Origin of the sequence: Mycobacterium europaeum (assembly GCF_034555895.2) — a bacterium.
GTDB lineage: Bacteria > Actinomycetota > Actinomycetes > Mycobacteriales > Mycobacteriaceae > Mycobacterium > Mycobacterium europaeum.
Map to the genome: position 1 here is coordinate 3005665 of NZ_CP157315.1, position 11307 is coordinate 3016971.

Below are 11307 nucleotides of genomic sequence, written 5' to 3' on the forward strand. Positions count from 1 at the left end.
TGACTCGGCAGGTTAGCCCGGCCGGAACCGCGAGCCGGCGCCCCAATCGGCGTGGCAACGCCACGCGAGAAAGCATGCTCGAAGCCGCGCTCAAGTCGTTGGCCTCCGGCGACCCGGGTTCGGTGTCGGCCAACCGCATCGCCAAGGAGATCGGCGCCACCTGGGGCGCCGTGCAGTACCAGTTCGGCGACACCGACGGTTTCTGGGCGGCCGTGCTGCACCGCACCGCCGAACGGCGCGCGGCGACATTCTCGACCCTGTCGACCCCGGTCTCACCGGACGCGCCCCTGCGCGAGCGGGTCGGCGCGATCGTCGACACCCTCTACGACGGGTTGGCGTCGCCGGATTCCCGGGCGATCGAGAACCTGCGGGCGGCGCTCCCCCGCGACCCCGGCGAGCTCGAGCGCCTGTTCCCGCGCACCGCCGCCGAGCTGTTCTCCTGGGGCAAGAGCTGGCTGGAAACCTGCCAGAACGCCTTCGCCGGCCTGGACGTCGACCCCGATCGGGTGCGCGAGGTGGCCGCCCTGATCCCCGGCGCGATGCGCGGCCTGGTGTCCGAGCGGCAGCTCGGCTCCTACGCCGACCTGGACATGGCGCGGCGCGGCCTGACCAACGCGCTGGCCGCCTACCTGGAGCAATCACGTCCGTGACGACCGGCGACATCCCGTGCGACATCGCAATCCGCCGAGCCGCCCCGAGCGATCTCGCCCGGGTTGCCGAGATGCACTATCCGGTCTGGCGTCAGTCCTGGGCCGGCGTGCTGCCGGACGCCACGCTCGACCTCCTCGGATCGCCGCGGCGCTGGGCCATCCTGGCGTACCCGGGCATTCTGCGGCGCAGGCGCTGGAGCATGTGGCTGGCCGAATCCGGTTCGCGGACAATCGGTATGACGATCTTCGGCCCCGACCCCGCGAACCCCGAGCAGATCGAACTCGATTCGCTCTACATCGCGGCCGACTGCCAGCGCCACGGTGTCGGAATGCGCCTGCTGGCCACGGCCTTGACCGAGAGCCCGCCCGGAGACGTCGTCCTGTGGTGCGCCGAACACAACACTCAGGCGCGACTCTTCTACGAGAAGAACGACTTTCGCGCCGACGGGCGCACCCTGGACTGGGAGCCGCTGCCCGGTGTCAAGATCGCCCATCGGGGCTATCGGCTCCGTCGGCGTTAGCTTCGCCGGCCGCCGGCTACTCGGACTCGGCGCGCTGCTTGAGGCGCTGCAAGGTGAGCCGGATGTGTTCGGTGTTGGCGGCCACGCGATCCGGAACACCGGTGGCCCTGCCGGCGAGCTTGCGGAACCAGCGGGGCCTGCGGTCCCAGGTACTCTCGGTGACCCGGCAGCCGCCGTCGGCGGCCACGATGTCGTATTGCCAGCGCGCGATCGGAAGGACGGTGTGTCGCACATCGAACGCGAAGACGCGGCCCGGTTCCGCGTCGGTGACGGTGCACGTGGTGCTCCAGCGTCGTTTGCCGCTTTCGTTGTGACCGGTGAACACGGCCCCGGGCCGCGCGGCATCGCCTTTGCGCCACTCCATCGCCACCGCCTCCTCGGCGAACGAGGTCAGCGTCGGCAGGTCGGTGAGGAGCCGATACACGACCTCGGGGCGGGCGTCGACCTGCACGGTGGCCGTCACGCACGGATCAGTCATCCGCCGATCATAGCCAGCACGCGCCGGATCCCACCGTGATTGCGGCCCCTCCGAACTTTCTCCACACTTGAGTGCGAACCGTCCAGAGCGAGGGGCAAGCATGCGAGTCGGCGTACCGACCGAGACCAAGGTCAACGAGTTCAGAGTGGCCATCACCCCTGCCGGCGTCGCCGAACTGACCCGCCGCGGCCACGAAGTGCTCGTGCAGGCCGGCGCCGGGGACGGGTCGTCCATCCCCGACGACGAGTTCAAGGCGGCGGGCGCCCGATTGGCCGACTCGGCCGAACAGGTGTGGGCCGAGGCCGACCTGCTGCTCAAGGTGAAGGAACCGATTGAGCCCGAGTACGGCCTCCTGCGCCGGGATCAGGTGCTCTTCACCTATCTGCACCTGGCCGCCTCCCGCACCTGCACCCAAGCGCTATTGGCTTCCGGCACAACGTCGATTGCCTACGAGACTGTGCAGGCGGCCGACGGCACGTTGCCGTTGCTGGCGCCGATGAGCGAGGTCGCCGGCCGGCTCTCGGCCCAGGTCGGCGCCTACCACCTGATGCGCACGCACGGCGGCCGCGGCGTACTGATGGGCGGGGTCCCGGGCGTCAAGCCCGCCGACGTCGTGGTGATCGGTGCGGGTACGGCCGGCTACAACGCCGCCCGGGTCGCAAACGGCATGGGCGCGAACGTGACGGTCCTCGACGTCAACATCGGCAAGCTGCGCCTGCTCGATGCCGAATTCGGCGGACAGGTCCGCACGCGCTACTCGTCGGCCTACGAGCTGGAGGGCACCGTCACGCGCGCCGACCTGCTGATCGGCGCGGTCCTGTTGCCGGGCGGCAAGGCACCGGAGCTGGTTCCCAATTCGCTTGTGGCACAGATGAAGCCGGGCGCGGTGTTGGTGGACATCTCCATCGACCAGGGCGGCTGTTTCGCGGATTCCCGGCCGACCACACACGACGACCCGACGTTCGCCGTGTACGACAAGCAGTTCTACTGCGTGGCGAACATGCCCAGCGCGGTGCCCAAGACGTCCACCGTGGCGCTGACCAATGCGACCATGCCGTACGTGCTCGAACTGGCCGACCGCGGCTGGCGGACGGCGTGCCGATCGGATCCCGCTCTGGCGAAAGGCCTTTCGACGCACGACGGCGGGCTGCTGTCCGAACCGGTGGCCACCGACCTGGACTTGCCGTTCACCGATCCGGCGGGCCTGCTGACCTAGTCGCGCTCCACCAGGCTGTCGATGATGTCGGCCGCCTTCCCCGCCTTCGCCTCCTTGAACGACGTTCCGGCCCACAGCGGTATCCCGTTCGGGTCCTCCAGGGCGGCGGCCGCCTCCCGGATCGGGGTGGTCATCTGGTTGACCTCCGGGTAGCCCAGCGGCGCCACGTTGTCGAGCAGGCGGGTGAAGTTGTTCTCCAGGCCGCGCGCGTAGCGGCCCGAGAAGGCGCGCGTGACGACGGTGGTGCCGAAGACCGGATTCTTCAGGGCGGTGCGGTGCGCGGCGCTGGTGCCGGCTTCGTCGCTGAGCAGCAGCGCGGTGCCGACCTGTGCGGCAACGGCGCCCCGGTGCAGCACCGCCGCGACGTCGCGCGCGGTGCCCAGCCCGCCGGCCGCGATGACCGGGACGTCGTGCGCATGGCGGATGCGGTCGATCAGATGGTGCAGCGATTCATTGCTGGGCTCCATGTCGGGGGCGAACGTGCCCCGGTGCCCGCCCGCGTCGGGGCCCTGCACAATCAGGCTGTCCGCGCCGGCGGCGACGGCCACGCCCGCCTCGTACACCGACGTCACCGTGACCATCACCAGCAGGCCCAGCGCCCCCAGTCTCCGGATGACGTCGGGCGGCGGGACACCGAAGGTGAACGAGACCAGCTCGGGCCGCACGTCGGCCACCACTTCGAGCTTGCGCTCCCAGTCGTCGTCGTCGCCGTATTGCGGGTGTCCGACCTCGACCTGGTAGTAGTCGGCGATCTCCTCGAGTTCCTCGGCGTAGTAGTCCAGCGCCACCCAGTCCGCGACGCTGGGCTGGGGAACGAACAGGTTGACGCCGAGCGGGCCGGTGGTGGCCGCGCGCGCGGCGGCGATGTCCTCGGCGAACCGCTCCGCGCTGCGGTGGCCGCCGGGGACGAAGCCGAGCCCGCCCGCGTTGGACACCGCCGCGGCCAGCTCGGGCGTGCCCGGTCCGCCGGCCATCGGCGCACCCACGATGGGCACCATGATGTCCCAAAAGCCCAGTACCACGGAGCTAATTTACCATCGCCCGAAGTTGTTGGGGCAGTGACCGTTTGGAGGCATAGGGCCCCAGGACGGCGGCGCCGTAGGGCTGGCTCAGCAGCCGGCGGGCAACCGCGTTGACCTCCTCGACCGTCACCTGGTCGATTTGCCGCAGGGTGTGCTCGATGCTGCGATGCTCGCCGTAGTTCAGTTCGTTGCGGCCCAGACGGCTCATCCGCGAACTGGAATCCTCCAAACCGAGGACCAGCCCGCCGCGCAACGACCCCTTCGCGATGCGGCACTCCGCCTCGGTGATGCCGTCGCGGGCCACCGACTCGAGGACCTCGTTGGTGACCTGCATCACCTCGGCGAACCGCTCGGGCTGGCAGGCGGCATAGATAGACAGCGCTCCACTGTCGGCAAAGATGTCCACCGTCGAGTAGACCGAGTAGGCCAACCCGCGCAACTCGCGAACTTCTTGGAACAGCCGGGAACTCAGGCCGCCGCCCAGCGCGCTGTGCAACACCGACAGCGCCCAGCGGTGCCGCCAGCTACGCCCCGGGGTACGCACGCCCAGCGACACATGGGTCTGCTCGGCGTCCCGGTTGCCCAGCATCAACCGGGGCTGTCCGGTCACCCGTCCGGCGCCCTTGCGCGGGGCGATGGGCCGGCGCCCGCGGACCAGGTGCGGCCCGAAGTGCATACGCACCAGCGCCACGACCTCGTCGTGGTCGACGTTGCCGGCCACCGCGACCACCATGCGGTCCGGCGTGTAGCGGCGCACGTGGAACGAGTGCAGCTGCGTCCGGGTCATCGACGACACCGACTGCGCGGTGCCGATCACCGGCCGGCCCACCGGGTGATCGCCGAACATCGCGCCCAGGAACATGTCCCCCAGCGCGTCCTCGGGGTCGTCGTCGCGCATCGCGATCTCTTCGAGCACCACGTCGCGCTCCAGCTCGACATCTTCGGCGGCGCAGCGGCCGTTGAGCACGACGTCGGCCACCAGGTCGACGGCCAGCTCCAGGTCGCTGTCGAGCACGTGCGCGTAGTAGCAGGTGTGCTCCTTGGCCGTGAAGGCGTTCAGCTCCCCGCCGACGGCGTCCATCGCCTGCGCGATGTCCACGGCACTGCGGGTGGGCGTCGACTTGAACAGCAGATGCTCGAGGAAGTGGGCCGCGCCCGCCACGGTGGCACCCTCGTCGCGCGAGCCGACGCCGACCCAGACGCCGACGGACGCGGAGCGCACCGATGGCAGGTACTCGGTGACGACCCGCAGACCGCCCGGAAGCGTGCTGCGCCGCAGCGCGGACTGGCGGTCCGGTTCCGCCGTGGCGGTGTGCTTGCCGCGCCGCAACGCGGCGACAGCCGCTGGCCTTCCTGGGTCAGCTAGCGGCATCGGCTGGCGTGGCCTCCTGAGGAGCCCCGGCATCGGCCGGGGCCGCGGCGTCTTCCTCGACCAGCACCAGCGAGATCTTGCCGCGCTTGTCGATGTCGGCGATCTCGACCCGCAGTTTGTCGCCGACGTTGACGACGTCCTCGACCTTCGCGATGCGCTTGCCCTTGCCGAGCTTGGAGATGTGGACCAGGCCGTCGCGTCCCGGCAGCAGCGACACGAACGCACCGAAATCGGTGGTCTTGACCACGGTGCCGAGGAACCGTTCGCCCACGGTGGGCAGCTGCGGGTTGGCGATGGCGTTGATCCGGTCGATCGCCGCCTGCGCCGAGGGGCCGTCGGTGGCGCCGACGAACACGGTGCCGTCGTCCTCGATGGAGATCTGCGCGCCGGTCTCCTCGGTGATCGCGTTGATGACCTTGCCCTTGGGCCCGATCACCTCACCGATCTTGTCCACCGGGACCTTGATGGTGGTCACCCGCGGCGCGTAGGGGCTCATCTCGTCGGGCTCGTCGATGGCCTCGGCCATCACCTCGAGAATGGTCAGCCGGGCGTCCTTGGCCTGCGCCAGCGCGCCCGCCAGGACCTGGGACGGGATGCCGTCGAGCTTGGTGTCCAGCTGCAGCGCGGTGACGAACTCCTTGGTGCCGGCGCACTTGAAGTCCATGTCGCCGAACGCGTCCTCGGCGCCCAAAATGTCGGTCAGGGTGACGAATCGGCGCTCGGCCTTGCCGTCCACCTCGACGTCGTCGGAGACCAGCCCCATCGCGATGCCGGCGACCGGCGCCTTCAGCGGCACCCCGGCGTTGAGCAGCGCCAGCGTGGACGCGCACACCGATCCCATCGACGTCGAGCCGTTGGAACCCAGCGCCTCGGACACCTGGCGGATCGCGTACGGGAACTCCTCGACGCTGGGCAGCACCGGGATCAACGCCCGCTCGGCCAGCGCCCCGTGCCCGATCTCGCGGCGCTTGGGCGAGCCGACCCGGCCGGTTTCACCGGTCGAATACGGCGGGAAGTTGTAGTGGTGCATGTAGCGCTTGCTGGTCTCGGGCCCCAGCGAGTCGATCTGCTGGGCCATCTTGACCATGTCGAGGGTGGTCACTCCCAGGATCTGGGTCTCGCCGCGCTCGAACAGCGCGCTGCCGTGCGCCCGGGGCACGATGGCCACCTCGGCCGACAGCGCGCGGATGTCGGTGACACCCCGGCCGTCGATGCGGAAGTGGTCGGTCAGGATGCGCTGGCGAACCAGCTTCTTGGTCAGCGAGCGGAACGCGGCGCTGACCTCCTTCTCGCGGCCCTCGTAGGTCCCAGAGGCGCCGGCGAGCCGCGTGAGCACCTCGGCCTTGAGCTCGTCGGTGCGCGCGTCGCGCTCGGCCTTGCCGCCGATGGTCAGCGCCTTGGCCAGCTCGTCGGTGGCCACCGAGGCCACCGAGTAGTAGACGTCTTCGCCGTAGTCGGGGAACGTCGGGTAGTCGCCGGTGGGCTTCGCGGCCGCGTCGGCCAGCTCCTGCTGCGCGGTGCACAGCGCGGCGATGAACGGCTTGGCGGCCTCCAGGCCCTCGGCCACGACGGTCTCCGTCGGCGCCTGGGCCCCGCCCTCGACGAGCTCGATGACGTTCTCGGTGGCCTCGGCCTCGACCATCATGATCGCGACGTCGACGTTTCCGGGCGCACCGCCCTGTTCGCCGACGATCCGGCCCGCCACCACCATGTCGAATACGGCCCGCTCGAGCTGCTCGACCGTGGGGAAGGCGACCCAGGTGCCGTCGATCAGCGCCACCCGCACGCCCCCGATGGGACCGGAGAACGGCAGGCCGGCCAGCTGGGTGGAGGCCGACGCGGCGTTGATCGCCAGCACGTCGTACAGGTCGTTGGGGTCCAGGCTCATGATCGTCACCACGACCTGGATCTCGTTGCGCAGGCCGGAGACGAACGACGGCCGCAGCGGGCGGTCGATCAGCCGGCAGGTCAGGATCGCGTCGGTGGAGGGGCGTCCCTCGCGGCGGAAGAACGAGCCGGGGATGCGGCCGGCGGCGTACATCCGCTCCTCGACGTCGACCGTCAGCGGGAAGAAGTCGAAGTGCTCCTTGGGGCTCTTGCTGGCGGTGGTCGCCGACAACAGCATGTTCTCGTCGTCGAGGTAGGCGACGACGGCGCCGGCGGCCTGCTGGGCCAGCCGGCCGGTCTCGAAACGGATGGTGCGGGTGCCGAGGCTCCCGTTGTCGATAACGGCGGTTGCCTCGAACACGCCTTCTTCAATTTCAGCGACAGACATAGGTGTCCGTACGGCCTCTCTGGGTATTCAGCTTTTTCGCGTGGTCACGCGCAGGTAACCCGAGAGCTTCCTAAGGAGAGGAAAGAGTCTGAATGCGGCTACGGCCATCGATCGAAGCTGCCGACCTGCCCCAGATCCGGAGAGCCCGGCAGCCACTACCGAAGACCGCCCGATGCAGACCGGGCTGCTCCCTGGTGACGTGCGCAGTGACACGCTGGAACGGCGCACGCGGATCTGCGTGACCGCACCGTTTGCTCGGGCCGAACCGGCCCAGAACGCTCCTACTCTACATGGCGAACTTGCGCCGCCGGCAGGGCTTCGCCGATTGGCGGTTTCCGAGCGTCAGCGACGCAGACCCAGACGCTCGACCAGCGAGCGGTACCGTTCCACGTCGATCTGAGCGACGTACTTGAGCAGCCGGCGCCGCCGACCAACCAGCAGGAGCAGGCCCCGCCGGGAGTGGTGATCGTGCTTGTGCACCTTGAGGTGCTCGGTCAGGTCGGCGATCCGTTTGGTCAGCAGCGCGACCTGGGCCTCCGGGGAACCGGTGTCGGTGTCGTGCAGGCCGTAGTTGCCCAGGATTTCCTTTTTCTGCTCGGCTGTCAGCGCCACGAAACATCTCCATCAATTGGGTGCCGCGAAAAAACGTGTACGTGGCCGCCGCGGACTGCAGCACACGCCATTCGGGGGGCGAGTCTATCAGCGGCTGCGACGCCCGCCGAAATCCCAGGCCGGCGCCGCCCCGGATCAGTCCCGCGCCGAGAGCATCGCGCGGGCCCGCTCGGTGTCGTTGCCCATCGCGTCGATCAGGTCCTGCACCGAGTCGAACTTGGTTTGCCCGCGGATGCGGCCGACGAAGTCCAGCGCCACGTACTGGCCGTAGAGGTCGGCGGTGGTGTCCAGCACGAAGGCCTCGACGGTGCGGGTGCGTCCCGAGAACGTGGGGTTGGTGCCGACGGACACCGCGGCGTGGTAGCGCTCGCCCGGGACGACGGTGCCGGTCACCGGCCCGTGCCCGAGCAGGGTGAACCACGCGGCGTACACGCCGTCGGCCGGGATCGCCGAGTACATCGGGGGCGCCACGTTGGCGGTCGGGAAGCCCAGCTCCATGCCCCGGCCCTCGCCGCGGACGACGACGCCCTCGACGCGGTGCGGGCGGCCCAGCGCCTCCATGGCCGTCACCACGTCACCGGCGTCCACGCAGGACCGGATGTAGGTGGAGGAAAACGTCACCGTCTCGTTGCTGTGGTGCTCGGACAGCAGCGACATGGACTCGACCGCGAACCCGAAGCGCTCCCCGGCGCGCCGCAGGGTCTCGACATTGCCGGCCGCCTTCTTGCCGAACGTGAAGTTCTCCCCGACCACGACCTCCACCACGTGCAGGTGTTCCACCAGCAGCTCGTGGACGTAGCGCTCCGGGGTCAGCTTCATGAAGTCGCTGGTGAACGGCATCACCAGGAAGACATCGATGCCCATCTCCTCGACCAGCTCCGCGCGCCGCGTCAGCGTCGTCAGCTGCGCCGGGTGGCTGCCCGGGTAGACCACTTCCATCGGGTGCGGGTCGAAGGTCATCAGCACGGTCGGCACGTTGCGCGCGCGCCCGGCCTTCACCGCATGCGCGATCAATTCGGCATGGCCCCGGTGCACACCATCGAACACGCCGATGGTGAGCACGCATCTGCCCCAGTCCGTGGGAATCTCGTCTTGGCCGCGCCACCGCTGCACGAGGGCAAGCCTACGGCCACCCGCCGTCCGCCGGGAGATCCGCCGCCGCGAGGGTGGCGAGGAGCACACGATCGGGTCTGGGTTGCCTAAACTTTGTCGTTGTGAGGGCTGACGAAGAGCGTGGCGGTCTCACCGCCGTCGGCCAGGACTACCTCAAGGTCATCTGGAACGCCCAGGAGTGGTCGCCCAAGGACGCGCCGCAAAAGGTCAGCACCAAGATGCTCGCCGAGAAGATCGGGGTGTCGGCCAGCACCGCGTCGGAGTCCATCCGCAAGCTCGCCGAGCAGGGCCTGGTCGACCACGAGAAATACGGGGCCGTGACCCTGACCGAGGCGGGCAGGCGGGCCGCGCTGGCGATGGTGCGCCGGCACCGGCTGCTCGAGACGTTTCTGGTGAACGAGCTCGGCTACGGCTGGGACGAGGTGCACGACGAGGCCGAGGTGCTCGAACACGCGGTGTCGGATCGGCTGGTGGCCCGCATCGACGCCAAGCTGGGGTTCCCGCAGCGCGACCCGCACGGGGACCCGATCCCGGCCTCCGACGGACAGGTGCCCACTCCGCCGGCGCGGCAGCTGTGGGCGTGCGGCGACGGAGACACCGGAACCGTGGCCCGCATCTCCGACGCCGACCCGGAGATGCTGCGCTATTTCGCCGATGTCGGCATCAACCTCGACTCGCGGCTGCGCGTCCTGACGCGTCGCGAGTTCGCCGGCATGATCTCAGTGGCGATCGACGACGGCGACGGAGTCGAGACGACCGTCGACCTGGGCAGCCCGGCCGCCCGGGCGATCTGGGTGGTGGGCTAGCCGCCGGTTGGCTCGGGCTAGCGTTCGGCGCGCTGGTAGGCGGTGACGACGGCGGCCCCACCGAGTCCGATGTTGTGTTGCAGCGCGGCGCTGACACCCTCGACCTGACGCTTGTCGGCGGTGCCGCGCAGCTGCCAGGTCAGCTCGGCGCACTGCGCCAGCCCGGTGGCACCCAACGGATGTCCCTTGGAGATCAGGCCGCCGGACGGATTGACCACCCAGCGCCCGCCATAGGTGGTGTCGCCGTTGTCGATCAGCTTGGGCGCCTCACCCGGCCCGCACAGCCCCAGCGCCTCATATAGCAGCAACTCGTTGGCCGAAAAACAGTCGTGCAGCTCGATCACCTGGAAGTCCTCGGGCCCCAACCCGGACTGCTGGTAAACTTGTTGCGCCGCTTGAACATTCATGTCGTAGCCGATCAGATTTTTGGCGCTTCCGTCGAAGGTGGAGGCGAAGTCGGTGGTCATGGCCTGACCGACGATCTCCACCGCCTGGGCGGCCAACCCGTGGCTGTCGACGAAGCTCTCCGAGGCCAGGATCGCCGCGCCGGAACCGTCGGACGTGGGCGAGCACTGCAGCTTGGTCAGCGGGTCGGAGATCATCCGCGCGGCCAGGATGTCCTCGAGCGTGTAGGACTCCTGGAACTGCGCGAATGGGTTGTTGACGGAGTGCTTGTGGTTCTTGTAGCCGATCTTGGCGAAATGTTCTGCGGTGCTGCCGTATTGCCTCATGTGTTCGCGGCCGGCGGCGCCGAACATCCAGGGCGCGACGGGCATCGCGAACTCGTCGATCTCGGCCATCGCCTTGACGTGCTTGCCCATCGGCGATTCGCGGTCCTGGGCTCCCCCGCCCAGCGAGCCGGGTTGCATCTTCTCGAAGCCGAGCGCGATGGCGCAGTCGACCAGCCCGCCCCGGATCGCCTGCGCCGCCAGGAACAGTGCCGTCGAGCCGGTCGAGCAGTTGTTGTTGACGTTGACGATCGGGATGCCGGTCATGCCCAGCTCGTAGAGCGCCCGCTGCCCGGACGTCGAGTCGCCCGCGACGTAGCCGACGTAGCCCTGCTGCACCTCGCGGTAGTCGATGCCGGCGTCGGCCAGCGCGTTGGTTCCGGACTCGCGCGCCATGTCGGGGTAGTCCCAGCCCTCGCGGCGGCCCGGCTTCTCGAATTTCGTCATGCCGACGCCGACGACGTAAACCTTGTTCGACATAGCGCGCCCCTTCTTCGACAGGGTTGAGGAGATC

Annotated in this window: 11 protein-coding genes; 4 read left to right on the forward strand and 7 right to left on the reverse strand. The window is 69.2% G+C overall.

What is annotated here, in order from left to right; translation table 11 throughout:
• Positions 1 to 74: 74 nt before the first annotated feature.
• Complete coding sequence (locus U8D42_RS13465; RefSeq protein WP_420845681.1) at positions 75 to 650, forward strand: TetR/AcrR family transcriptional regulator; 576 nt, start codon at positions 75 to 77, stop codon at positions 648 to 650.
• 71 nt (positions 651 to 721) lie between these two features.
• A complete protein-coding gene (locus U8D42_RS13470) occupies positions 722 to 1171 on the forward strand; it encodes a GNAT family N-acetyltransferase (protein ID WP_322860183.1) in 450 nt (149 codons plus the stop codon).
• A 16-nt stretch (positions 1172 to 1187) separates the two neighbouring features.
• Here U8D42_RS13470 and U8D42_RS13475 read toward each other — a convergent pair whose 3' ends face one another.
• The gene (locus U8D42_RS13475) at positions 1188 to 1649 is read right to left on the reverse strand and encodes an SRPBCC family protein (protein WP_322860030.1); all 462 of its coding nucleotides are present in this window, start codon (positions 1647 to 1649) and stop codon (positions 1188 to 1190) included.
• Between the two features lie 100 nt (positions 1650 to 1749).
• Between U8D42_RS13475 and ald the strand changes: the two genes are divergently transcribed.
• On the forward strand, positions 1750 to 2865 hold the full coding sequence (ald, locus tag U8D42_RS13480) for an alanine dehydrogenase (RefSeq protein WP_322860029.1): 1116 nt from the start codon (positions 1750 to 1752) through the stop codon (positions 2863 to 2865).
• On the opposite strand, the gene U8D42_RS13485 is transcribed toward ald, so the two are convergent.
• The 5 genes from U8D42_RS13485 to U8D42_RS13505 all read right to left on the reverse strand — a co-directional run bounded on the left by U8D42_RS13485 (position 2862) and on the right by U8D42_RS13505 (position 9259).
• The gene (locus U8D42_RS13485; RefSeq protein WP_322860028.1) at positions 2862 to 3887 is read right to left on the reverse strand and encodes a nitronate monooxygenase; all 1026 of its coding nucleotides are present in this window, start codon (positions 3885 to 3887) and stop codon (positions 2862 to 2864) included. The two genes, ald and U8D42_RS13485, sit on opposite strands and share 4 nt — an antisense overlap.
• A gap of 4 nt (positions 3888 to 3891) precedes the next feature.
• Complete coding sequence (locus U8D42_RS13490; RefSeq protein ID WP_322860027.1) at positions 3892 to 5259, reverse strand: M16 family metallopeptidase; 1368 nt, start codon at positions 5257 to 5259, stop codon at positions 3892 to 3894.
• Positions 5246 to 7534: a polyribonucleotide nucleotidyltransferase gene (locus U8D42_RS13495; protein ID WP_322860026.1), complete on the reverse strand. Its 2289-nt coding sequence runs from the start codon at positions 7532 to 7534 to the stop codon at positions 5246 to 5248. The genes U8D42_RS13490 and U8D42_RS13495 overlap by 14 nt, the downstream gene beginning before the upstream one ends.
• A 342-nt stretch (positions 7535 to 7876) precedes the next feature.
• Positions 7877 to 8146, reverse strand: coding sequence for a 30S ribosomal protein S15 (gene rpsO, locus U8D42_RS13500; protein WP_066995824.1), 270 nt, complete (start codon positions 8144 to 8146; stop codon positions 7877 to 7879).
• A 135-nt stretch (positions 8147 to 8281) separates the two neighbouring features.
• Positions 8282 to 9259 carry a bifunctional riboflavin kinase/FAD synthetase gene (locus U8D42_RS13505; protein ID WP_322860025.1) on the reverse strand — a complete coding sequence of 326 codons (978 nt, stop codon included), beginning with the start codon at positions 9257 to 9259 and terminating at the stop codon, positions 8282 to 8284.
• 101 nt (positions 9260 to 9360) lie between these two features.
• On the opposite strand from U8D42_RS13505, the gene mntR reads away from it, so the two are divergent.
• Positions 9361 to 10065 (forward strand): manganese-binding transcriptional regulator MntR, encoded by a 705-nt coding sequence (gene mntR, locus U8D42_RS13510; RefSeq protein WP_322860024.1) that lies wholly within the window; start codon positions 9361 to 9363, stop codon positions 10063 to 10065.
• 17 nt (positions 10066 to 10082) lie between these two features.
• Here mntR and U8D42_RS13515 read toward each other — a convergent pair whose 3' ends face one another.
• Entirely contained in the window at positions 10083 to 11273 is a 1191-nt protein-coding gene (locus tag U8D42_RS13515) for a lipid-transfer protein (protein ID WP_322860023.1), read from the reverse strand.
• Between the last annotated feature and the right edge of the window lie 34 nt (positions 11274 to 11307).

Bases quoted from the DNA above. Each gene is read 5' to 3' on its own strand.
- U8D42_RS13465 (WP_420845681.1), top strand. From the start codon at position 75: ATGCTCGAAGCCGCGCTCAAGTCGTTGGCCTCCGGCGACCCGGGTTCG.
- U8D42_RS13470 (WP_322860183.1), top strand. From the start codon at position 722: ATGCACTATCCGGTCTGGCGTCAGTCCTGGGCCGGCGTGCTGCCGGAC.
- U8D42_RS13475 (WP_322860030.1), bottom strand. From the start codon at position 1,649: ATGACTGATCCGTGCGTGACGGCCACCGTGCAGGTCGACGCCCGCCCC.
- ald (WP_322860029.1), top strand. From the start codon at position 1,750: ATGCGAGTCGGCGTACCGACCGAGACCAAGGTCAACGAGTTCAGAGTG.
- U8D42_RS13490 (WP_322860027.1), bottom strand. From the start codon at position 5,259: ATGCCGCTAGCTGACCCAGGAAGGCCAGCGGCTGTCGCCGCGTTGCGG.
- U8D42_RS13495 (WP_322860026.1), bottom strand. From the start codon at position 7,534: ATGTCTGTCGCTGAAATTGAAGAAGGCGTGTTCGAGGCAACCGCCGTT.
- U8D42_RS13515 (WP_322860023.1), bottom strand. From the start codon at position 11,273: ATGTCGAACAAGGTTTACGTCGTCGGCGTCGGCATGACGAAATTCGAG.